Origin of the sequence: Adhaeribacter terrigena, from assembly GCF_016623615.1 — a bacterium.
In the GTDB taxonomy this organism is placed as follows: Bacteria; Bacteroidota; Bacteroidia; order Cytophagales; family Hymenobacteraceae; genus Adhaeribacter_A; species Adhaeribacter_A terrigena.
Window position 1 is genome coordinate 291591 of sequence record NZ_JAEHFX010000002.1, and the last position, 22214, is coordinate 313804.

General features: G+C 47.2%; 20 protein-coding genes. 8 read left to right on the forward strand and 12 right to left on the reverse strand.

Annotation, left to right across the window (positions count from 1 at the left end):
- Positions 1 to 37: 37 nt before the first annotated feature.
- The gene (locus I5M27_RS05315; RefSeq protein WP_200505139.1) at positions 38 to 289 is read left to right on the forward strand and encodes a hypothetical protein; all 252 of its coding nucleotides are present in this window, start codon (positions 38 to 40) and stop codon (positions 287 to 289) included.
- A 57-nt stretch (positions 290 to 346) separates the two neighbouring features.
- On the forward strand, positions 347 to 3673 hold the full coding sequence (locus I5M27_RS05320) for a vitamin B12-dependent ribonucleotide reductase (protein ID WP_200505140.1): 3327 nt from the start codon (positions 347 to 349) through the stop codon (positions 3671 to 3673).
- Between the two features lie 84 nt (positions 3674 to 3757).
- Here the strand turns inward: I5M27_RS05320 and I5M27_RS05325 are convergent, their stop codons facing one another.
- The 3 genes from I5M27_RS05325 to I5M27_RS05335 form a co-directional block, all read right to left on the reverse strand.
- Entirely contained in the window at positions 3758 to 5002 is a 1245-nt protein-coding gene (locus I5M27_RS05325) for a hypothetical protein (RefSeq protein ID WP_200505141.1), read from the reverse strand.
- A 138-nt stretch (positions 5003 to 5140) separates the two neighbouring features.
- A complete protein-coding gene (locus tag I5M27_RS05330; protein ID WP_200505142.1) occupies positions 5141 to 5587 on the reverse strand; it encodes a hypothetical protein in 447 nt (148 codons plus the stop codon).
- 17 nt (positions 5588 to 5604) lie between these two features.
- Positions 5605 to 6237 carry a thioredoxin family protein gene (locus I5M27_RS05335; RefSeq protein WP_200505143.1) on the reverse strand — a complete coding sequence of 211 codons (633 nt, stop codon included), beginning with the start codon at positions 6235 to 6237 and terminating at the stop codon, positions 5605 to 5607.
- Positions 6238 to 6582: 345 nt separating this feature from the next.
- Here I5M27_RS05335 and I5M27_RS05340 point away from each other — a divergent pair, with 345 nt between their 5' ends.
- From I5M27_RS05340 to I5M27_RS05365, 6 genes are all read left to right on the forward strand, one after another.
- Positions 6583 to 7017, forward strand: a complete 435-nt coding sequence (locus tag I5M27_RS05340; RefSeq protein WP_200505144.1) for a c-type cytochrome — start codon at positions 6583 to 6585, stop codon at positions 7015 to 7017.
- Complete coding sequence (locus I5M27_RS05345) at positions 7014 to 8420, forward strand: cbb3-type cytochrome c oxidase subunit I (protein ID WP_200505145.1); 1407 nt, start codon at positions 7014 to 7016, stop codon at positions 8418 to 8420. Before I5M27_RS05340 ends, I5M27_RS05345 begins: the two co-directional genes overlap by 4 nt.
- Entirely contained in the window at positions 8401 to 9600 is a 1200-nt protein-coding gene (locus I5M27_RS05350) for a proline dehydrogenase family protein (protein ID WP_200505146.1), read from the forward strand. The genes I5M27_RS05345 and I5M27_RS05350 overlap by 20 nt, the downstream gene beginning before the upstream one ends.
- Before the next feature lie 260 nt (positions 9601 to 9860).
- On the forward strand, positions 9861 to 11672 hold the full coding sequence (locus I5M27_RS05355) for a nitronate monooxygenase family protein (RefSeq protein ID WP_234462409.1): 1812 nt from the start codon (positions 9861 to 9863) through the stop codon (positions 11670 to 11672).
- Positions 11673 to 11680: 8 nt separating this feature from the next.
- Complete coding sequence (locus tag I5M27_RS05360) at positions 11681 to 12175, forward strand: 6-pyruvoyl trahydropterin synthase family protein (RefSeq protein WP_200505147.1); 495 nt, start codon at positions 11681 to 11683, stop codon at positions 12173 to 12175.
- A 222-nt stretch (positions 12176 to 12397) separates the two neighbouring features.
- A complete protein-coding gene (locus I5M27_RS05365) occupies positions 12398 to 13459 on the forward strand; it encodes a YncE family protein (protein ID WP_200505148.1) in 1062 nt (353 codons plus the stop codon).
- 358 nt (positions 13460 to 13817) lie between these two features.
- Here I5M27_RS05365 and I5M27_RS05370 read toward each other — a convergent pair whose 3' ends face one another.
- From I5M27_RS05370 to I5M27_RS05410, 9 genes are all read right to left on the reverse strand, one after another.
- Positions 13818 to 14585, reverse strand: a complete 768-nt coding sequence (locus I5M27_RS05370) for an ABC transporter permease subunit (RefSeq protein ID WP_200505149.1) — start codon at positions 14583 to 14585, stop codon at positions 13818 to 13820.
- Positions 14586 to 14599: 14 nt separating this feature from the next.
- Positions 14600 to 15301, reverse strand: coding sequence for an ABC transporter ATP-binding protein (locus I5M27_RS05375; protein ID WP_200505150.1), 702 nt, complete (start codon positions 15299 to 15301; stop codon positions 14600 to 14602).
- Positions 15288 to 16610 (reverse strand): nitrous oxide reductase family maturation protein NosD, encoded by a 1323-nt coding sequence (locus tag I5M27_RS05380; RefSeq protein ID WP_200505151.1) that lies wholly within the window; start codon positions 16608 to 16610, stop codon positions 15288 to 15290. Before I5M27_RS05380 ends, I5M27_RS05375 begins: the two co-directional genes overlap by 14 nt.
- Positions 16611 to 16761: 151 nt before the next feature.
- Positions 16762 to 17223: a nitrous oxide reductase accessory protein NosL gene (locus I5M27_RS05385; RefSeq protein WP_200505152.1), complete on the reverse strand. Its 462-nt coding sequence runs from the start codon at positions 17221 to 17223 to the stop codon at positions 16762 to 16764.
- Between the two features lie 34 nt (positions 17224 to 17257).
- Positions 17258 to 17869, reverse strand: coding sequence for a hypothetical protein (locus tag I5M27_RS05390; RefSeq protein WP_200505153.1), 612 nt, complete (start codon positions 17867 to 17869; stop codon positions 17258 to 17260).
- Positions 17870 to 17969: 100 nt separating this feature from the next.
- The gene (nosZ, locus tag I5M27_RS05395) at positions 17970 to 20000 is read right to left on the reverse strand and encodes a Sec-dependent nitrous-oxide reductase (protein ID WP_200505154.1); all 2031 of its coding nucleotides are present in this window, start codon (positions 19998 to 20000) and stop codon (positions 17970 to 17972) included.
- Between the two features lie 45 nt (positions 20001 to 20045).
- Positions 20046 to 20579: a c-type cytochrome gene (locus I5M27_RS05400; protein WP_200505155.1), complete on the reverse strand. Its 534-nt coding sequence runs from the start codon at positions 20577 to 20579 to the stop codon at positions 20046 to 20048.
- Positions 20580 to 20872: 293 nt separating this feature from the next.
- The gene (locus tag I5M27_RS05405; protein WP_200505156.1) at positions 20873 to 21121 is read right to left on the reverse strand and encodes a hypothetical protein; all 249 of its coding nucleotides are present in this window, start codon (positions 21119 to 21121) and stop codon (positions 20873 to 20875) included.
- 397 nt (positions 21122 to 21518) lie between these two features.
- The gene (locus I5M27_RS05410) at positions 21519 to 22073 is read right to left on the reverse strand and encodes a universal stress protein (protein ID WP_200505157.1); all 555 of its coding nucleotides are present in this window, start codon (positions 22071 to 22073) and stop codon (positions 21519 to 21521) included.
- Between the last annotated feature and the right edge of the window lie 141 nt (positions 22074 to 22214).

Sequence of the window (22214 nt, forward strand, 5' to 3'; positions counted from 1 at the left end):
ATTGCCCCTGGCTTCAGCCAAGGAATAAATAAATGCGATGATCGGCTATAGCCAAACCTGTTATTTAGGATCAGGAATTCTAGGTTTGGCTAAAGCGAAATATTTCACAATCTGGAAACTTTTGGCTGAAGCCAGGGGCAATTCAAACCGCATAAAAAATCCCGCAAACTGTGCTTCACTAAAACTTGCGGCATTAACCCCAACCGAAAAAGCCAGCCCTAAAACGCTAGGCTTTTTACCTCAAAAACTCCTGCTTTCAGGTTTTTGCAATTCTGAAAGCCTGTCCTAATAAATTCAAAAACCTTCATTCCCGTCTGAATAAGCTGACGGCCTAAAAAACTACCCTATGAAAAAGAAACCTACCAAAAATCCCGGCCTGCAGATCAGGCGCTTTTTCACTTCTTCAACCAAACCAAACCCGTTCGATCATTTCAAATTCACCCTTCGCACTTCGGCCATTAAAAACCCGAACGGTGAGGCGGTTTTCGAAATGAACAACGTGGAAGTGCCCGAAATCTGGTCGCAGATCGCTACCGATATTCTGGCGCAGAAGTATTTCCGGAAAACCGGCGTACCGCAACCCGATGGAACTTTGGGTGGTGAAACGTCGGTGAAGCAAGTTGTTCATAGATTGGCGGCGTGTTGGCAGGATTGGGGCCAGCGCTACGGCTATTTTGCATCCGAAGATGCGGCCCGAACGTTTTATGACGAAGTGGTTTTCATGCTGCTGGGCCAATATGCCGCGCCGAATTCGCCACAATGGTTCAACACCGGTTTGTACCACAGCTACGGCATTAAAGGCGATTCGCAGGGGCATTATTATGTGGATCCGAAAACAGGCAAACTGGAAGAATCGGAATCAGCATACGAACGGCCGCAGCCGCATGCCTGCTTTATTTTATCGGTGAAAGATGATCTGGTAAACGAAGGCGGCATCATGGATCTGTTCGTGCGCGAAGCCCGCATTTTCAAATACGGGTCCGGCGTGGGCACCAATTATTCCTCCATCCGCGGCGCCGATGAAAAACTTTCCGGCGGCGGCCAATCTTCCGGTTTGATGTCGTTTCTGAAAGTAGGCGATAGAGCGGCTGGCGCAATTAAATCAGGTGGAACAACCAGAAGGGCTGCCAAAATGGTAAGCCTGGACCTGGACCATCCGGAAATAGAGGAATTCATAAACTGGAAAGTTGAAGAAGAGAAAAAAGTTGCTGCTTTAATTGCCGCCGGTTACGCCTCCGATTACGAAGGCGAAGCCTACCGCACCGTTTCCGGCCAGAATTCAAACAACTCCGTGCGCGTGCCCGATACTTTTTTTGCCGCCCTGGATAATGATTCAGACTGGGAACTGAAAGCCCGCACCGACGGCCGCACCGTTAAAAAAGTGCCCGCCCGCAAACTCTGGAACGAAATAAACGAAGCCGCCTGGCATTGCGCGGACCCCGGCTTGCAGTTCGATACCACCATTAACGACTGGCACACCTGCCCGGAAGGCGGCCGCATAAAAGGCTCCAACCCCTGCTCCGAATACATGTTCCTAGACGATACGGCCTGCAATTTAGCCTCGCTGAATCTGATGAAATTCTACAATACCGAAAGCGGCATTTTCGATACCGAAGCCTTCGAACACGCCTGTCGCCTGTGGACCATCGTGCTGGATATTTCGGTGCTCATGGCCCAATTCCCGGCCAGAGAAGTCGCGCAGCTTTCTTACGAATACCGCACCATCGGCTTGGGTTACGCCAATTTAGGCGCCATGCTGATGGTTTCCGGTTTGCCTTACGATTCTGAAAAAGCGAGAAGTAATGCCGCTGCCATCACGGCAATCATGACCGGTACGGCTTACAAAACTTCCGCGGAACTGGCATCGGGTTTAGGTCCGTTTGCGAAGTTTGAAGCGAATAAAAACGCGATGTTGAGGGTCATTAAAAACCACCGCGCAGCGGCTTACGAAAACTTCCCATTTGATAATTTAGCTATTAAGCCTCAAAGAATAAGAGGCGAATTTTGTCCCGATTATTTACTGGAGGCCGCGCAAAAAAGCTGGGATGAAGCGCTGGAATTAGGCGAAAAGTTCGGCTACCGGAACGCTCAGGCTACAGTAATTGCGCCCACCGGCACCATCGGCCTGCTCATGGATTGCGACACCACCGGCGTAGAACCCGATTTTGCTTTGGTGAAATTCAAGAAACTTTCCGGCGGCGGTTATTTCAAAATTATCAACCAAGCCGTGCCGGCTGCGCTTCAGAAATTAGGATATTCCGAAACGGAAATTGAAGCCATTACCTTGTATGCCAAAGGCAGCGGCAGTCTGAAAAATGCACCGCACTTAAATCCGGAATTCTTAAAAGAGAAAGGCCTGACCGAAACGGAAATTCAGCACATTGAAAAATCGTTGTCAACTGCTTTCGACATCCGGTTTGCGTTTACGAAATTCATTTTAGGCGAAGCAGTTTTTGAGCGCATGGGCATACCGTTTGCACAACATTCCAGCCCTGATTTCGACTTACTCAATTTCTGGAAACTGAAGCCGAAACAGGTAAATGAGGCCAACGCTTTTGTGGCCGGCACCATGAGCGTGGAAGGCGCGCCTTTCCTGAAACCGGAGCATTACCCGATCTTCGATTGCGCGAACCGCTGCGGCGAAACCGGCACCCGCTTTATCAAAGCATCCGGCCATTTGGAAATGATGGCCGCCGTGCAATCGTTCATTTCCGGCGCCATTTCCAAAACCATCAACCTGCCCCACGAAACTACGGTAGAAGAAGTGGCGGCTTGTAACCAGCAGGCCTGGCAATTAGGTTTAAAAGCCTGCGCCTTGTACCGCGACGGCAGCAAACTTTCGCAGCCACTGAGCCAGCAGAAAAAGGAAAATGAGGAAGAGGAGAAATCGGAAAACGCTACGGTTTTTGCCCCGGAAACTGCCGCCGCCGATGCTCCGAAAATGCTGACCGAAGATCAGGTGTTGGAAGCCGCCATGGCCATCATCGCCGAATCGAAAGACACGAAATTCAAGCGGGCCCTGAGCGAAATTGTTAAACGCAAACGTCTGCCCGATAAACGCAACGGATTCACTCAGAAAGCTAAAATTGACGGTCACACAATTTACATCCGCACCGGGGAATACCAGGATGGCACCATCGGCGAAATTTTCATCGATATGTACAAAGAAGGCGCTTCGTTCCGGAGTTTGCTGAACTGCTTTGCCATTTCGGTTTCGTTAGGCTTGCAATACGGCGTGCCGTTAGAAGAGTACGTAAGCCGCTTCACCTTCACTCGCTTTGAGCCGGCCGGTCGTGTAGAGCACCCCAACATCAAGCAAGCCACCTCCATTTTTGATTACATTTTCCGTTTGCTAGCATTTGAATACCTGGAGCGCCACGATCTGGTACACGTTTTACCCGAAGAACTTCACGAAGAAGCGCCACAGCAATCTGTTAAAAATGTTACGGTTGAAAAAATAACTTCAGAACCTTTGGTTGCATCAGCACCCGGCGCAAACGGTACGCCAGTAATTCTGGAGAAAAAGCAAACGCTTATGTTCGAGCAAACCCAGCAGGTTTTAGCCAGTATGATGGGCGATGCTCCGGCCTGTCCGACTTGTGGACACATTACGATCCGGTCCGGCACTTGCTACAAATGTTTGAATTGCGGTGCCAGTTTAGGGTGTAGTTAATAGAAGTGATTTGATAAAAAAGGTAGCGCAGGTTTTAAACCCTATGCTACCTTTTTTAGTGTTATCCTTCGCTCGCGCTCAGGATTACAGCTTTGTAGTTAGCTTTTTTTGGTAGGAAATATTCAAAATAAACAACCCCAACCCAACCGGCAAACTAATACTCAATGCAAACATCCACCAATCATAATCCGGGATCATTCCCAGCTTCGCCCAGTAAAAAACTCCTTGTAAAAACAGCAAGGCTTCGGTCAAAAGAAAGGCCAATAAAAACACCACCAAACCAATTTTAGCCATTCGGTTTTTCATGGATATCCAGCCCATTTGCAGAAACCAGCTAAATAAAAACAAACTAATAAACCCGATCAAAACCAGATGCAAGTACCCGATAATAAAGTGCCGGATATTGTAAATTAAATCTGCGAAATAAGGGATAGCGGAAACGGCTTGCAACAGGATCTTTAGCGCAAAGGCGGTAAATGCCAAAAGCATTAAACTTCGGCTCCAGAAACCCAGTTTATCGGAAAGCTGCGGCCAAAACGCTAGGGAAATCCGCCCAAAAAGTGCCAGAGCAATAAGTTGAACCAAAGCAGAAATCCCGGCAATTAAGTAAACCCAAAAATCCGGTTTAATCCAGAGGATTGAAAGAAGGTAAGCCGGCAAACAGGCCCAGAAAAGTAATCTGAAAAAAACGGTAGCCTTTTGGCGGTTAAAAGTGATCTGGTAATGTTCCAGAAGCCAGAAAAATAAACTCAGCGCTGCAAAGGAAAACCAGCCGTTGTACTGGAAATGCAGGTAAAAATAAATGGCGTTGTAATAAAGCTGGGTAAAGCTGTTGCCGGTTGCCATGATAGGCCCCATCGCCCAGGGGCCCAGGCTGGAAAGTGCCAGGAAAAACAGCGCGGCTTTTATGAATTTAAAGGAAAATTGGTGCTGGTTTTTGACCAGATCGGATTGCTTACAATCTTTCAGAAATCGGTAAATAAAGCCGTAGCTGAAAAGAATGTGCAGCGTGGAAAAAGTTATAGAAAACATCGCGTAACCCTGAATGGGGAAGCAGATCAGCATGCCCAAAACCGAAGCCTGCGCCAAATAGAAAAGCCACCTGTAACTTTTTTTCCTGGAAAGGTTTTCGGGTAAATAACTGGGTAAAAACGCTATGAAAAAAGCAGAATAAAGCCAGCCTAATAACGCAACGTGGCTGTGCGCGTGCAGGAAATTCTTAAAGTTAACGCCTTCGGTAGGTTGTACAAACTGCCAGCGCAAAAACAAACCCAACATCGCTACCACCAGCAAATTCAGGAATGCAATTTTAAGCCAGGCAGGTTTCAAAAGCGTGTTCGTTTGTTTTCCGGAAGTTATTCAATTCAGCTCAAACGGCCAATTAAATACGTGTTTCCGGAGATTGTAGAGTGGCAAAATGTTGCGTCTCACTTGGCGCAAGAAAACATGTAAAAAAACGCTATCCTTTTATTCAAAAAAAGTCTGGAATACTGCCAAGCGATCTTTCAGGCGAAGTTGCGCGGCAGTTGAAGCTTCGATATTACTGCCCTGCAGAATTTTTACATCCTTCATGATCGGCGTCAGGAACGTGTGCAGTTCGTCGTGGGCCGGGCCGGTCATGGTGCATTGGCGGAATAGCGTGTTCATTTCGCCGTTCATGGTTTTTCCTAATTCCTGAAAAGCTACAATGTCGCCTACATTTTTGCCCGTATCAAAAGCATTCATGAGTTGCTGCATACTTTCAATGCTGGCAGAGGTGGGTTCGTCGGCGCGCCATTTCTGGTTATTCGGATCCAGTTTTAAGTCGGGCGCAACGGCTGCTTCCTGAATTTCGGTGGCCGGAATCCGGTCGGTTTCGTTGGTGCAGGAATAGGTAAATCCTACAAAGAAAAGTAAAATAAAAAGCTGTTTCATGGCTTTGGTTTTAGAAATTAATAAACTGGTTTCAGGCAGAAGGTGGCTTTTTTTATCAGGTTCAGCATGTCGCGCTGTAAAGTGATGCTTTTATCTTTGGCGTACCAAACCGCCAGTTGCTGGTGCAGTTCTTCTTTGCCGGCGTACGGATTTTCGGTTTTAAATTCCTTTACCTTCTGCTGAATAGCTTCCGGCCGCGGTCCCCAAGCAAATAGGGTTTCGTCGGTTTCGGCATTGAGGCAGATCAGTTTGGGAATGGCGCGACCACCGTTGGTCAGGTAAAGATCCATTAGTTCCGGGTTTTCATCGCGCAGCAAAATGGACAGTTCAATGTTGGGAGTTGCTGCCGCAATTTCGGCGATGGCTGGCACCAATTGGGCACCGTCGCCGCACCAGCTTTCGGTTATTAAAAGCCACTCCCATTTCTCCGGAAGGTGCTGCAACGTTTCGCGGAGTTCGGGCAGCATTTCAAACGTTCTATGGACGCGTTTCGAACGCTGCGCATTCAGTTTGGTGAAAGCAATTTTCTCTTCGGTTTGCTCCGGACCGGTGGTTTGTCCGGCCGCCACCAGCGCTTCTATTAATACAGCGTACAAATTGTAAGTGAGCGGATTTTCCAGCGTTGGTTTTATTTCAAAGGTAGTTTCCATGGGCTTGCTTTTTCTGCAAGTTTACCGCAAAACCTTACTAATAAGAATGATCCTGGTCAGTAAAAAAGATGCTTTTGTCTTTCTTTTTAGTAAAGTTGCGGTTTCCTGATTATGCGGTTATTTCAAATTCGATTTCCTGAATTATTCTCAGTTTTTTACTCCAAAACCATAGCGTTTTTAGTCGAAAATTTGAATTCAGAATAATCGATAAGCTGTAAAACTCGTGAAGTGACCAAGGTCATATTTTAAGCTGATGGCAATCATTGAAGCCGGCAGAAATCACCTCTAATTTCGGGTCGAAGAAATCCCGGGTTTTCCGGTCGTTTTCCCTAACGTTTTCTGCTCATGCCCGAACGCAATTTCAGCTACCACCGCTTTATTTACACCTTGCTGGGCGTAGGGTTTCTGGTATTTTCGGGCTTTGTATATACGCAGGCCGTTCCGGAAAATAATCATGTTATAAGTCCGAAAGCGGTAGCAGGCAAAATGCTCTGGCAGCAACATAATTGCAGTTCCTGTCATCAGCTTTATGGCCTGGGCGGTTATCTCGGCCCGGATCTTACCAACACGCTTTCCACCAAAGGCAAAGGAAAGAATTACGCCGCCGCCATCATGAAAAATGGTACGCAGGTTATGCCTAATTTCCACCTGAACGACACGGAAATTGAAGCGCTGCTGGCCTTTCTGGAACAAGCTGATAAAAGCGGCAACAACCGCGTGCACAGCTACGAAATTGGTTTGGATGGCACCATCACTTCGGAAGGAGAAACGCGAAAATGAAACGCAACTCAGCCACCATATTTATTGCCACGGCCTTAGCGGTTTTCCTGCTGGGAATGTTCTTCGGGTTGCTGGCGGCAGCGCAATACGTGATGCCCGGTTTGTGGCGCGATACTTTGCCGTTTACCAAGCTGCGGCCGCTGCACGTTTCCATGGTGGTTTTCTGGTTATTGCTTGGGGCTTCGGGCTGCGTGTATTACTTTTTAGGCACCGAAAAACTGCTGAAACGCCGCACCCGCAAATGGATATTGCTGCATTATGGTCTGGTTTGTTTCGTGGCCGTTGGCAGCGCCATCGCTTATTTTTCCGGCAACTTCGGCGGCCGCGAATACTGGGAATTTCCGCCGTATTTAGCCATTCCGCTGGTGCTGGCCTGGGTGGTTTTCCTGGGCGTTTTCTGGCGTTCGGTTTACGGAACCATGAAGCGCTGGCCGGTTTATTACTGGATGTGGCTTACCGGAATTGTTTTCTTTATTTTTTCCCTGGCCGAATCGTATTTGTGGTTGCTGCCATATTTCGGCGACGATCTGGTGCGCGACATGGCCGTGCAATGGAAAAGTTACGGCGCCATTGTCGGTTCCTGGAACCAGTTGATTTACGGCGCGGCGTTCTTTTTAATGGCGAAGATCAGCGGCGACAACAGCTTTGCTTTTTCGCGCAAAACTTACTTTTTCTGGTTCCTGGGTTTAACGAATCTCATGTTCAATTGGGGCCACCACATTTACGCGCTGCCGGTTTCGCCTTACATCAAACACACGGCTTATCTAATAAGCATGACTGAGTTGCTGATCTTCGGCAAAATTCTCTGGGAATGGAAGCGGAGCGTAAGCGAAATGCGGCAGTTTTTTTACCAAATGCCCTACCGTTTTTTGGCCGCTGCCGATGTCTGGATTTTCCTGAATTTAGGCGTAGCCATTTTAATGTCCATTCCGGCGCTAAACCTGCACACGCACGGCACGCACGTAACCGTCGCGCACGCCATGGGCACGACCATCGGTATCAATTCCATGATCTTGCTAGCGCTGGCATTCTACATTTTCGGGCAGGTTTTCGGCGCGTTGTCGCCTAAAAATATGATGAAAGCGAAGGTAGGTTACTGGCTGAGCAACGGCAGTCTGCTGGTTTTCTGGCTGGCATTAATGGGCGCCGGTTTAACCAATGCCTGGTACCAATGGTACGAACCGGAAATGCCACACGCCCTTTTAATGCAGAAACTGGTGCCGTTTTTTGCGGTATTCATCTTCGCCGGAATTTTCCTTTTCATCGGTTTTGCCCTGATTGTTTTTCCGCTATTGCAGCAATTCTTTTCCGGTAAGAAAGCGGATACCGAAACCAAAAATATTCCTCCTTTCGAAATACTCGAACCTTCTAAAAAGCAAGCATATGCAAACGAATACGCTTAACCATAACAGTACCACCCAGCCCGATTTTAATAACCTAACCAACGCCTTCGCGCACAAATCCGACCACGAATTGCGCCTGGCATATTGGCTTTTTCGGGTGGTAAATAATCCGGCCCTCATGAAGCTTTCCACCACGGCGGCTAAATGGTCGCTGGCTATGGGTTTGCCCGTTAAAAGCTTGCTGAAAGGCACCATTTACCGGCATTTCTGCGGCGGCGAAACCGTGAACGATGCCCTGCCCGTGATCGATAAACTGCATAATTACCAGGTAAGCACCGTGCTCGATTACGCCGCCGAAGCCGAAGTAACCGAAGCCGGTTTTGAGCACGTGAAAAACCAGATCCTGAATAACATTTCACTGGCTAAAAACACCCCCGGCATTGGCTACATCAGCGTTAAAATGACCGGCTTGGGAAGTCCGGAAATTTTCGAAAAAGTAACCGCTGGAAAGAAACTGAACGAAGCCGAAGATTTCTCCTTAGAGAAAACCTTTTACCGCCTGCACGAGATTTGTAAACGCGCTTCCGAAGCTGGCATCAGCGTGTACATCGATGCCGAAGAAAGCTGGATCCAGAAACCGATCGACGACATGGCTGAGAAAATGATGCGCATGTACAACCAGGAACGCACCGTGGTTTACAATACCCTGCAAATGTACCGCACCGACCGCTTAGCTTACCTCAAAGATTTCATTCACCGCATGGAAGACCGCCCGGGGTTGCTCGGCATTAAACTGGTGCGCGGCGCCTACTGGGAAAAAGAACGCGAACGCGCAGCGCAAAAAGGCCAACCTTCACCGGTTTTCGATACGAAAGAAGGCACCGATAAAAGCTTCGACGATGCCATTCTGCTTTGCCTGCGCCACCTGCCGAAAGTACACCTTTGCATTGCCACGCACAACCAGAAAAGCACCGAACTTTTAGTAAGCGAAATAACCAAAAGCAACATCCGCTTCCACCACAAAGTGCTCCATTTTTCGCAGCTCTATGGCATGAGCGATAACCTGACTTTCGCGTTAGCCAAAGCTGGTTTTTCTGCCTCCAAATATTTGCCTTATGGCGAAGTTAAAAAAGCCATGCCTTACCTTATGCGCCGCGCCGAAGAAAACACCGCCATCGCCGGACAAATGAGCCGCGAACTGAACCTGCTGGAAGCCGAAATGAAACGCCGGAATCTGTAAAACGCTAGGGTTTTGAGCCTGAAAAGTCAGAGTTAGTTAAATCCAATTTATTACGTCATTCCGAGCAACGTCGAGGAAACTTATACATACTTCTATGGAATTCGGCTAAGAAATGAATTTCTTACCAATTAGTTCGGTACGCGATCGATCCCTCGCAGGCTCGGGATGACAAAACAAAAAACGGTACTTAAACCGCAATAAAAAGTAACCAAATATTAGTCCGGCTGATAACCTATAAAACAGCCAAAAATTAAAACATTATGATGCAGCAACCAAATCTTCACGCGTTTCACATCCCGGTTATGGGCCTTGCTTTTTCCATCGATTCACCCCTTAAAGTGGGGCCATTCGGCATCAGTTCCGTGGTTTCCCTTTCCGACGATACCCTGATCGAACAAATGCGCGAACATTACAGCCGGAAATACCACGAGCCGTTTGAAGCCATCACGCCCGATCAGCCTGATTACCGCGCCCGTCGGATAAACGCTTACCTCAATTTGCTGCATAAATACGTGCAGATTTTAACCGGCAAGATCCGCGAAGAAGCCTTCGATGCCAGTTCCCGCATCAGCAAATATTTCAGGATGCTGCCCAACAGTTCCCCGCTGAAAAAGCTGTATAACCAGATGCTGCAAACCGAAGACGAAACCCAAAAGACAGTGTTGCAAAACCAGCTTCGCGAAGCAGTACAACCCGGCGCCGTAGATGTTAATATCATGACGAAGCTGGACAAAACAAACTACAAAAAAGACGGTACGCCGCTTCCTTTCGAGTTCTCCGATGCGCTGGCTGGCCTGCGCGGCTTTGCAACTTCGGAAGGCGTTTCTTCGGTAGTTTATTCGGCGGGCATGAACATGCGTTTGTACGGCTACATGGAGCAGTTTCCGGAAGCGTTTCAATACGGTAAAAACGGTTTCAAAAAGAAGATCATCATCAAAGTAAGCGATTACCGTTCGGCGGCCGTACAGGGCAAGATCATGGCTAAAAAAGGCCTCTGGGTTTCCGAATTCCGGATCGAATCTGGTTTGAACTGCGGCGGCCACGCGTTTGCTACCGACGGCTTTTTACTCGGACCAATTCTGGAGGAATTCCGCCTGAACCGTGAAGTGTTGCGCCAAGAACTTTTCGGCTTTTACAAAGCAGCCTGTGAAGCCAAAAGCTGGAACGTTCCTGCCGAAACACCGGAAACCCGGTTAACTGTGCAGGGCGGCATTGGCACGGCCGAAGAACAGAACTTTTTGCTCGATCATTACGGCGCCGATGCCACCGGCTGGGGAACGCCATTCTTACTCGTTCCAGAAGCGACCACGGTAGATGAAAATACCCTGCAAAAACTGGTAGATGCCCGCGAAGAAGACCTGTATTTAAGCCCGATCTCACCGCTTGGTGTGCCGTTCAATTCTTTGCGCAATACAACATCCGAAGAACTGAAATTAAGCCGCATTGCCAAAGGAAAACCGGGCAGCCCCTGCGTAAAAAAACACCTCGTTTCCAATACCGAATTTACTGACCAGCCCATTTGCACGGCTTCACGCAAGTACCAGGTGCGCAAACTGGAAGAACTAAAAGAAGCCAATTTAGCGCCGGAAGTTTACCAGAAAGAAGTGGAAAGCGTGCTGGCCAAAGAATGTTTGTGCGAAGGGCTTGCGCATACCGCTTTGGTGGTAAACGACATCAAGACCAAAAACCGCAACGCCGTAGCCATTTGTCCGGGACCGAACCTGGCTTATTTTTCCGGTGTGTATTCGCTGGAAGAAATGGTGGATCATATTTACGGCCGCCACGATATTCTGAACGATGCGTACCGTCCGCACATGTTTGTGAACGAGCTGAAAATGTATGTTACGTATTGGCTGAAATTGAAAAAAGCCCAGTTTGATAACCCTACCGACAAACAGGAGAAATACCTGCGCACTTTCCGCGAAAACCTGTTGCAGGGCATTGCTTATTACCGCCAGTTGTTGCCAACCTTGTTCCCGGAAAATACCAATGGTTATTTCCTGATGGAAGAAGAATTGTTCGAAGCGGCGGATGCCTTGCTGATCGATGAAAATGCTTTTGCCGGCGCTTAGTTTTTGAAATGGACAAGATACGATTAAGCCGCAAATTTACCTTCGAAACCGCGCACGCGTTGCTAGGTTACGACGGTGCGTGCCGGCACATTCACGGGCATTCTTACAAGCTGGTGGTAACGATCATCGGTGAGCCGTTGCTGGATGATCTTCACCCCAAAAACGGCATGGTAATGGATTTCGGCGACCTGAAAAAAACGGTAGAACTTGCCGTGATAAAACCCTTCGATCATGCTCTGTTGCTTAATGAAAAAGCTCCGGAACCATTGGTGGAACAACTGGAAAAGAACAACGAAAAACTGGTTTTGCTGCCGTATCAACCCAGCTGCGAAAACATGTTACTCGACATAAAAGACCGGCTGCAAAACCTGCTGCCGGATAATATAGAATTGCACAGTTTAAAGCTTTCCGAAACTGAAAATTCGTTTGCCGAATGGTTTGATGCCGATAATGTTGGTGCCGGAATTTTTGCAGTAGGAGTGGCCGAAGCAATGCTAACTTGATGAATTCTAAAATGGGTTAAAGGAAGCGGAGTAGCAGTTTTTTGCCTAAAAAGGATATCGTTTTCGCCTAAACTTCAGGGCTTTAAAAAGCTTTTTAAGTGGCCGGAAAATTATTGTATAGAAACGTGGTTATCTGAATTTGTCAAATTTCGGTAGCCCCGCTTTTTGGTTTCTAACTTAATGGTAAAGATCATGCGAACTAATCTTACTCCCATTCAAAAAATGATAATTCTATTTGGGCTGCTGCTCATGGGGCTGAACCTGAATTCCTGTAAAGATAAAGATCCCGAAGAAATTCCGAAGCCGATCCCGAGTTCTGAAACCGGTAAGATTTATGTTGCCAACGAACACGCGGGCACCATTTCGGTGATAGATGCGGCTTCGAACAAAGTGGTGAAAACCATCAACATTAACGAAGGAAGTTCCAATGATCTGATGGCGCATAACGTGCAGGTGGCACCCAACGGAAAAACTGTTTGGGTAACCGGCGTACCCATGGATCATACTACCGACGAAAAAATGGTAGTAATTAACGCAGAAGCCGACACGGTTTTGCGCAGGATTACGATGCCGGTGCATTTACACATGGCTCACGTGGTGCTGGATTCCGATTCGAGGTTTGCCTATGTAACCGCCACCGATGCGGGCCTGGTGCTTCAGATCAGCACCGAAACATTTTTTACTACAAATGTTTACACGCTGCCAGCCACGCACCAGCCACACGGGCTCCGGTATTTTAACGGCAAACTTTACGCCGCAAACATGGAAGGCAAAACCATTTCGGAAATTGATGCGGCAAACGGTCAGGTAACGGAAATTCCGGTAGGAGGAATGGCCGTGCAAACCGCGGTTTCGCCGGATGGAAAATATGTTTTTGCCTCGCTGTTCGATACCAAAGAAATAGTGCGCTACAACCTGCAAACCAAAACTTTAGACCGGATCCCATTACCCGCCACTGCGCAAGGGCCGATCCAGCTTTACCCAACGCCCGAAAGTAATAAGCTCTTTGTTTGCGATCAGGGCGTTTTACTGAACCGACCTGCATCAAATAAGGTTTTCGTGATCGATATTGAAAATGGAGCTGTTACGAATACGATTACGGTAGGCAATGCGGTGCACGGCGTGGTGGTTAGCAAAAGTGGCAAAACGGCTTATTCTACCAACACCAACGATGGTTCCGTTTCCGTAATAGATGTAGCTTCAGAGAAAGTTACTGCCACCATTCCGGTAGGAATTACGCCAAACGGCATTAGTTTTTGGTCAGAAACTGGCGGGATGCCATAGCTAAAATAAACCTGGCTTTCTGAATCGCATCAATGGCTTTTTCCGCCTGAATCCCCAGCGTTTTAAGACATCAAATTCATTCCGCAAGTTTAGGCACAGCCATAACTTGTGGGATTTTTATTTAGTCTGTTTTTAAAGTCGGAAGCATCCGATTCGGTATATCTGATTTTTCATAGCAGACAGGTTGTTTGCCTTGCAGGCAAGTTGCCAACATGCCAAAGAAATTCCCTCACGTTACGGCTGTCCCTAAACTTGTGGGTTGGATTAAAGAATGGATAATTAAAAAAGGTAGCCCAGGGTTTAAACCCTGGGCTACCTTTTTTAAAAAGCTCCCTCCCTGAATTAGGCTTGGGTGGGGTTACAGATCCTTCTTCACAAACTTCCGCTGCGCAAAGAATAACGGCACCATTACCCAGATCACCATCAGCCCAAAAGCCAGCGCAATGCCAACCCAGTTGCCGAAAAAGCTTTTGTACAAGGCGCCGGTATAACCCATTAAAGCGGAAACATCGATGTTTAGCAGTACCAGCACGCGGCCCAAATCAATTGGATTCAGCGATAGTAGCAGCAACGTTGCATTGTCCAGCGGGTAATCGGCGAAGTAGAAAAGGATAAACATCACAATGCCATCGTATAGCAAACTGAAGTAGAACCAGAGCATGAGCGCAATCCCAATTCCTTTGGCTTTGTCGCGGGTTAACACGGAAGCTAAAAAGGCTAACGATGTAAAAATAAAGCTTAGAAAAACGCCCGAAGTTACCAGGTAAATAGAAGTAGGACCGGGGTTGAAAAGCATGGCCGGAACGCCAACGCCCACTACAAATGCCATGGCCAAAGAAAGCGCCACGCCCAGGTATTCGCTTAGGAAAATTTTGCGCCGGTTTATGGGTTGCGAAACCAGCAATTCAATAAATTCGGTGGAGTTGTAAAAGTGGATCGTGCCGAAAATAATGCTGATGAGCGGCACAATTAAGAGCACCACGTTCAGCAAACTTAAAACGGCTTTGGTCGGGTCGCTTTCCAGGTTGAACAACCCGAACGACATGAGAAATAAAAAGGCGGTGTACCCGATAATGGTGCGGCTGCGCAGGATATCGTAAAGTACGTATTTGATGATCTTGTTCATGATTTTGCGGCTTTTTAAACAGCCATCATTTTTGCAATTGCTTTTCCCAACCGGGCTTCCTGGGTAATTTCCTTAATGGATTCAATGCTCTGGTAGAACCTGAAATTACCGTCCACGAGGCAGAAAATATCGTCGGCTACTTCGTCTATTTCGCTCATAATGTGGGAGGAGATCAGGATCAGTTTGCCTTTGTTTTTTTCTTTCAGAATTTTCGTTTTCAGGATCTCGGAACTGAGCGGGTCGAGGCCGGCTGTGGGTTCATCCAGCACCAGAATTTCGGTGTTGAAAAGGCAGGCCAACGCGGCGCTTACTTTCTGTTTGTTTCCCCCGGAAAGCGAGCCCAGGCTTTTTTGGAACATGGCCGGAATGTTGTATTGCCCGATCAATTCTTCGTCTAAAACTTTGTTGCTTTTCCGGATGTCGCGCATCATTTTGAAGAGCTGCTCCACTTTCATGTTTTCCGGGAAACGGCTGATCTGCGGCATGTAACCAATTTTGCTGCGGTATTCCCACTGCTTTATAACCGGCGCACCATCTACCATAATGCGGCCGCTGTCGGGCAAAACCATGCCCAGCAAACACTTGATCATAGTCGTTTTGCCGGAACCGTTCGGACCGATAATAGAAACAACCTGGCCGGCGTTAAACTGAGCCGAAATATTATTCAGCACCTGTAATTTGCCGTAGCTTTTACTCAGATTTTCAAGCGTGATCATAAGCGTATTGTCTTAAAACCGGACTGTCGTCTTTCAACATTTCCGGCGTAAAAGATGGAATAACTTTTTCCATCCGGTCCATTAAATCTACAATAAAACTGCGCAGGAACATAATGGAGCTCGGTACCCGTTCCACCACCAGCGAAAACAAACTCACCGGCCGGTACGGCACGTCGCCGATCTTGTCTTTATTCAGGTCGTAGCCTTCGTATTTATCCCAGTAATTATGGCTGAAATAATTGCTTGCGCTGTTGGCGTTCGTAGAAACGTCAAACGTGTTGCTCATGAAATTATTCAGCCGAAACGTATCTTCTGAGCAGCTCGAAAGCACGCGCAACGCCCAGCCATTTCCCTGGAACGTATTCTTTTCGATGTGCAGGTAAGTAGACCCTTCCATATAAATGCCGGCCGTATTTTTTATGAACCGGTTGTTTGAAATGGTGCTGCGACTGATGTCTTTCAACAGCAATCCGTACGCTGCCGGGCCCCAGTTGTGCTCAAAAGTATTGTGCTTCATCACAATATCGCGGGTGTACATCACGGCCACGCCGGCGCCGTTATTCCGGAAAGTATTGTGGGTATACACATTGCCATCAGAAAACATGAAGTGCAAACCGTACCGGATGTTTCCGAAGCTCAGGTTGTCTTTTATGGTGCAGCGTTTGGCGAATTCCAGGTAAATGCCGTCGCGGTGACCGCTGGTTTTATTGTCTGAAATCTTGATAAAATCGGAATACCACAAATGGATCGCGTTGCCTGAAGTCGTTTCCGTTCGCGCTTCACCTTCCACAATATTGCGGCTCACGGTACAGCTATCGGTGCGTTGTAAATAAATGCCGAAAAAAGCGTTTTTAATGTGGTTGTCGGTAATGGTAACGTGCGCGCCTTCGTACACTTTTATAGCCGAATAATCGCGCATGTAACTCACTTCCACGTTCTGCAATTCAAAGCCTTTGATCACTACGTGCCGCGTTTCCACCTGAAAGATGCCGCCTTTGTTTTTCGCATCGATAACCGGTTTCCCTACGCCAATAAGTTGCACCGGTTTTTTGATCTGGATGTTGCTTTCCGTATAATAACCTTTCTGTACCAAAATGCGGTCGTGCGGTTTGGCTGCATTCACTGCAGAAGTTACCGTTTTGTAATCGCAGGTTTTGCAGACTTTTAAGTCGGCCGCGTGAGTAGGATTTAAAACAAAAAACGTCAGGGAAAACAGCAGAAAAAGTGCTGAACATTTCAGGGTCAGTAGTCCGTCAGCTAAAGCAGACGGCAATGAATATTTCGGCAAATATAGATTCAGCCTTTTCATTTTCAATTGCCTAAATCCGTTGGTTAAAACCAACGGCAATGAAAAACGCTTTTTGAAAATCCGGGAGAAATTCATTGCCGCCTGCTTTAGCTGACGGTTCATCAGATTATCCAAAAACGCTATGCTTTTCGGGGTAAAAACTGCCGGGCAACTATTCGGGTCTTTCATTGCGCTTCACGGCTTGCACCGTCTCGTTCCAGGTCAGAATTCTGCCACCGTTTTTTTCCTGCATTTCGGTAGCCGCCGCGCGATTGGTAAACGCCGTTAAAAACATTCCCATCGGGCTCGGCAGGTTTTTGCTTTGCAGGAAGATGGCTTTGTCCGCATCGATCAGTTTTTCCGGCGTATTGAAATCGGTTACCAGGAACATCTTCGCTTTTTCTTTCGCATCGGCATTGTCTTCCAGGTATTTGATCATGCATTCCGAAGCATCGAAGTACAGCGCTTTGCCGGTTTTTAAAACCAGTTCGCTGGCGTATCGTTTGTCGGAAACGGTCATCTGGCAATGCGTGCAGTTAGCCTGGCCATAAGGAATGGGCTGTTGTTTGGCTTCGCAACCGGAAAGAAGCAGCGCGAAAAACGGTAGGGATAGAAGCAAAAAAAGTGTTTTCATATGTGCGGTATGAGTTAAGTTCAGAAGTTTTGTTTCAGGCAGTCTGGAGTTTATCAGTAGCAGACCGGGTTTTCTTCCGGTAAAAGAATTCAATATAAACGGCAATGGCGGCCAGTAAAATGGCGATTCCAATCGAGAGTCCGCCGATATCGGGAAGCGATAATGCCTTGAAGTTAAGCAATTGTTTGCTGCCTAAAAATGGCGGAATGTAGGTCATGCCCGGTACTTTTATGGGCGCCATCGGATCCAGGTTCGTTCCGAATTTAACCAGCCACATGTAGAAATCAATTAACCCGGCAGTTCCGCCAATTATAACGGCTATTAACCAGGTCAGTACCAGTTTGCGGGAATTTAAAAAAGCAATGATAATGCCGGAGCCAATTAAGAAATAAACAATGTAGGGCATGTATTTCAGTTCGGCAAACGAATCGGCCTTAATTTTTTCCATGCCGATGTAGTGGTTCAGAATGTTGAAGTTTTGGAGGGTATATTCGGTATTTCCTCCGAGTTTGTTTACCCAAATGTGCATTTCCAGTCCTTCCGGGTATTGCGGGGCTTCCAGGTAAATTTTCCACATGGGGAAGAAAAACAGGAGGCTCAGAGAAAGGGCCGCCAGCAGCATCAGAATTTTAGATACATTGCTCATGGCGATATGTTTTTAAGTTTGTTTATGGCTTTTTTTATAACTGAAAGCCGTTAAAAAATCGGAGCGGCTTTATAGGCCGCTCCGGTTAAAGTTTAGTTTATCAAGGTTGGCTAGGGGCTTTTCTTTTTTCCCCGGTAGAGAAAGCAATCGGCACGTTAGAACCTTTGGCAGAAACCCTGGCATACCCCTGCATTTCCTGGTGAAGCGCAGAACAGAAGTCGGTACAATAGAATGGGAACACCCCGGTTTTGGTTGGCACCCATTTGAAAGTATTCGTTGCGCCTGGCATGATCAGCAATTCTGCGTTTTGAGCACCCATCACGGCAAATCCATGCGGTACGTCCCAGTCTTGCTCCAGGTTGGTAACGTGGAAGTACACTTCGTTGCCCACTTCAATGCCTTCAATATTATCCGGGGTTAAGTGGCTTCGGATGGCAGTCATGTACACGTCGATCCGGTTGCCGTTCTTAACCACTTTGGTATCACCTTCTTTGCGGGTTGCATACTGGTTTTTATTCGCATCGAGCTTGTACATTTTGGCACTGTTCGGCGCGATTTTCTCAGCAGCAATGGCTTGTGCATAGTGCGGTTCACCAATTAGCGGGAAGTCTAAGAGCATTTTCATTTTCTCCCCGCTGATATCGATCAGCTGGCCAGCCTGGGCTAACTCCGGGCCGGTTGGCAGATAACGGTCTTTGGTGATCTTGTTCATGGCCAGCAGGTATTTACTGCTCGGGTCTTTGGTATCGCCACCCGGAATCAGTAAGTGACCAATAGAGTAGTAAACCGGAATCCGGTCTTTTACTTTAAAGTCTTTCAGGCTCCATTTTACTACCTCAGAAGATACGAACATAGAAGAATACGCATTACCTTTACCATCGAACTCGGTGTGCAACGGACCTAAGCCCGGCTCTTTCACTTCTGCTCTTAGTACTGATTCGTATTTCAGCACCGGAATGCCGTTAATGTCGCCGATATAATCTTTGTTCTTAATAGCAGTCTGCATTTTAGAAAAAGAGTGAACCGGAATTACGGAAGCCAGTTTACCAGAGATCACAATGTTCTCACCGCTTGGGTCCACGTCAACTCCGTGCGGCGATTTTGGTACCGGCACCAGGTAAAGCATATCCGGGCATTCTTCCGGCAATAAGATCCGCACCGTTTTCTTCATGGTAGAAGTAGCCTGGTTCGTTTCGTGGTTCATTTTGTTGTGCGCGTAGTTGGCGGGAATTTCGCGGGCTTTGCCTTCCGCAGCGTATTTAGCCGCTAATTTCCAGTTCACGCACAGCAGGTAATCTTTGTCGTTCTGAGAAGCACCAACTTCTTTCAGCGTACCGGCTTTTTCGGTATTGTAAGAAGTAAAGAAGATCCAGTCAGAAGATGGGCCTTTACCGCCGTTCGCTAAGTCGTAGTCAAAACCAGGTACCATGATCTGGAAATCCAGGTTCATATCGCCATGGTCTTTGTCTACTTTCAGGAAGGAAATGGTACCGCGGAATTTGTCTTTATATTCTTTCAAAGATATGTCCTGCAGTTTGCCTTCGGCCGTTACCGGTACCGAGAAACGCGTACCCGCCACTACATATTCGTTGTTGTTGGTTGGGTAAGGCGAACAGTGGTTACCGGCTGAGTTGGGAATTTCCACGATCTCTACGGTCTCAAACGTTTTCAGGTCGATCCGGGCAATGCGCGGCGTATTATTACCATTCACGAATAACCAGCGGCCATCGGTGGTCTCATTGGCGCGCGAAAGTTTCGGGTGGTGCAGATCGTCCCAAGGCACAAAACCGAAAGACGTGTTCAGCATGGGCTTGGTATTTTCGTTATAGCCATAGCCATTTTCCGGGTTCTGCGAGAAGACCGGGATCACTTTCAGTAATCGGCCGGATGGAAGTCCGTAAACCGCAACCTGCCCGCTGAAACCGCCGGAAAGGAAAGAATAATATTCATCGTGCTTGCCGGGCGCAACGTAAACGGCCGAAGCGGCATCCGAAGAAAGGGCCGAACTGGAAGAGCCGCCGGCAGCTTTATTATCGGTTTTGCTGCAGCTCTGCAAGCCAGGCATTACTGCCAGTGCTGCCACAAAAGCTGCGGCTGGCAGTAGTTTTTTGAAAGTGGATCTAGGGTCCATGGTCTTAACTATTTATAGTTATTAAAGAAAGTTAAATGGGTTCTACTATTTCGCTCCGTCGTTCTGACGCATGAATTCCAGCAGCGCGCGGGCATCCGGTTCGGAGATATCCTGATTTGTCATCTGGGTTAAGTGTTCGGCCAGAAGTTTTTTAGCCTGCGGATCTTTCTGAGTCATTTCTACCGGGTTAATAATCATGTTCATGATCCATTCCGGTTTGCGGCGTTCCGTTACACCAGCCAGTCCAGGTCCTACAATTTTCTGATCGGAAAGCTGATGGCAGGCTGAACATTTTCCTTCGAAGACGGATTTACCTTTAGCAGCTAAGGCGGCATCGAACTTGGAAACGTCTACTGATTTTACCGGGCCAACTCCTAAACCATTGTCCTCGGCAGGGGCACCTGGATCGTCGGCAAGTTCTACGGTGGGTTCTTCGGAAGAGGCTTGTTCCTGTTTTGCTGAGTCGCCGCCGCAGCTAACTAAAAAAAGGCAGCCGGCACCCAACAGGGCATTTCTAAACCAGGCAGGCACGCCGGCCAGGTTTCTGAATTGTGCGGGAGTTGTTTGTTGTTTTTTCATTTGTTCTGTGAAATTGGTTAAGGATGTTCTGTGGTTTATGGGCCTCAAAACGTTTTGTTAACAATACAAAGTAACCGGGTAAATGTTCGTTATTAAAAGACCTTAATCTCTTTTAATAATGACTATTGTCAGCTTTTTTATGTAAGCTTTAAATTCCTGCTTGTTCGCTTATAAGAAGAATAAAGCTGTAGTAAAACAGCTTTTTAAATTTGTTTTCTGTAGAAGAGGGAAAAGAGAGAAGGGCCGGATCTTTTAAACCGGATGTAAAGGAAAAGGTAAGTAAAATCGGACGATTATCGGGCCCGTTGGGCATCCTGCGAGGAAGAAATGGTATCTACCTTTAACCGGGTGGCAGAATCTTCAATGCCTTCCAGTTGGGGCGAAATTTCGGAACCAGCGCCTTCCTGAACAGATTGGTTTGAATTATCTTCTGAAGAGGTGTTTTCAACGCCGGCGGCATTTTCAGAAGTTTCGGAATTTTTTTGTGCGTTATCGCAACCAAAGACAAGCAAGCCGAAGGCCAGGAGAAAAATTCTATTCATAGTTTCCGGGTTTAGACTGATTTAAGGTTCTTACGAACTGTTAAATATAAGGTTATTCCTATCTATTTAATAGCAAAGCTTTTACCTTACACAATTTCTTAAATGATGCCGGAAATATTTGTTAGTATTGAACCAGATATTAAATTCCTTGTATTGGGTATGTTTACCTGATACAGGTTGTAATAACGCGTGATTTTTCAGGTCAGTACTAAGGAACTAACTAAAAGTAAAAAGCGCGCTTCGAAAATTTGCAGAAATTATGCTGTTTTTCACTTACTTTTTTCGCAGTAAAGCCTACCGTTTCTGCATGAAAATTCAGCAGATTTAAACTTTGTGGTGGCCGCGCCAAAGATCAGTTTTAAACCTGGTTGTATGAAATACCTGGCTGAAAAAGTACTTAAGCGGTTTTCAAAAGATTGGTTTGGGCCAGGTCGGCAACAATTTTTTTGTAAGCTTCTGTTCCGGCAGTATTGCCAAGTAACTGGCTGTTTGGCGGATCAAGTAAAAGCGTTGCGTATTGGGCAGGTGTGGTATTTGGCGGTAAACAAATAACCGGCATTTCGGCTTTTTTTAGAACTTCCTGACAGATTTTACCCGGACCATTTTTAGCTCTTTTGCCGGCGCCTTCGGTACCAATAATAAGTAGATCTGCTTTTATTTTTTTGCCTACTGCCAGCATTTCATCTACTGCAAACCCGGGTTTAAGCACGCGCGTAACCGAAAGACCAAACGTTTTATGAAGCTCATGCGCCAATTGGTCGATTCTTTCCTGAACTTCTTTTTCGAGCAAGCCGGTGTCGGCCCAGATCGTTTCTTCTTCCAGCAAAATGGCCGGATGATAAGCATGAAATAAGATCAGGCGGGCATTGGTTTGCCGGGCCAGCTCCGCTGCAAAAAAAGCTGCCGCATAAGCCGGCTGCGAAAAATCCGTAGAAACCAGTATATTCTTCATCGTAGGCAATCTTTTGGGTTCGGAGGCAAAGCAACACTTTCCGATAAAATTCTGTAATTTTAATCCGTTGCGTTTGTGGTTCGCCTCAGTATAATTCCGGGACATACAAAATTACCAGCCCGGCCCGGCAAACCGAATGAC

Excerpts from the sequence above, each read along its gene's own strand:
- I5M27_RS05355 (WP_234462409.1), top strand. The coding sequence starts at position 9,861 with ATGATGCAGCAACCAAATCTTCACGCGTTTCACATCCCGGTTATGGGC.
- nosZ (WP_200505154.1), bottom strand. The coding sequence starts at position 20,000 with ATGGACCCTAGATCCACTTTCAAAAAACTACTGCCAGCCGCAGCTTTT.
- I5M27_RS05390 (WP_200505153.1), bottom strand. The coding sequence starts at position 17,869 with ATGAGCAATGTATCTAAAATTCTGATGCTGCTGGCGGCCCTTTCTCTG.
- I5M27_RS05330 (WP_200505142.1), bottom strand. The coding sequence starts at position 5,587 with ATGAAACAGCTTTTTATTTTACTTTTCTTTGTAGGATTTACCTATTCC.
- I5M27_RS05380 (WP_200505151.1), bottom strand. The coding sequence starts at position 16,610 with ATGAAAAGGCTGAATCTATATTTGCCGAAATATTCATTGCCGTCTGCT.
- I5M27_RS05350 (WP_200505146.1), top strand. The coding sequence starts at position 8,401 with ATGCAAACGAATACGCTTAACCATAACAGTACCACCCAGCCCGATTTT.
- I5M27_RS05335 (WP_200505143.1), bottom strand. The coding sequence starts at position 6,237 with ATGGAAACTACCTTTGAAATAAAACCAACGCTGGAAAATCCGCTCACT.
- I5M27_RS05320 (WP_200505140.1), top strand. The coding sequence starts at position 347 with ATGAAAAAGAAACCTACCAAAAATCCCGGCCTGCAGATCAGGCGCTTT.
- I5M27_RS05340 (WP_200505144.1), top strand. The coding sequence starts at position 6,583 with ATGCCCGAACGCAATTTCAGCTACCACCGCTTTATTTACACCTTGCTG.
- I5M27_RS05370 (WP_200505149.1), bottom strand. The coding sequence starts at position 14,585 with ATGAACAAGATCATCAAATACGTACTTTACGATATCCTGCGCAGCCGC.
- I5M27_RS05405 (WP_200505156.1), bottom strand. The coding sequence starts at position 21,121 with ATGAATAGAATTTTTCTCCTGGCCTTCGGCTTGCTTGTCTTTGGTTGC.
- I5M27_RS05345 (WP_200505145.1), top strand. The coding sequence starts at position 7,014 with ATGAAACGCAACTCAGCCACCATATTTATTGCCACGGCCTTAGCGGTT.
- I5M27_RS05315 (WP_200505139.1), top strand. The coding sequence starts at position 38 with ATGATCGGCTATAGCCAAACCTGTTATTTAGGATCAGGAATTCTAGGT.
- I5M27_RS05360 (WP_200505147.1), top strand. The coding sequence starts at position 11,681 with ATGGACAAGATACGATTAAGCCGCAAATTTACCTTCGAAACCGCGCAC.
- I5M27_RS05385 (WP_200505152.1), bottom strand. The coding sequence starts at position 17,223 with ATGAAAACACTTTTTTTGCTTCTATCCCTACCGTTTTTCGCGCTGCTT.
- I5M27_RS05410 (WP_200505157.1), bottom strand. The coding sequence starts at position 22,073 with ATGAAGAATATACTGGTTTCTACGGATTTTTCGCAGCCGGCTTATGCG.
- I5M27_RS05375 (WP_200505150.1), bottom strand. The coding sequence starts at position 15,301 with ATGATCACGCTTGAAAATCTGAGTAAAAGCTACGGCAAATTACAGGTG.
- I5M27_RS05365 (WP_200505148.1), top strand. The coding sequence starts at position 12,398 with ATGATAATTCTATTTGGGCTGCTGCTCATGGGGCTGAACCTGAATTCC.
- I5M27_RS05400 (WP_200505155.1), bottom strand. The coding sequence starts at position 20,579 with ATGAAAAAACAACAAACAACTCCCGCACAATTCAGAAACCTGGCCGGC.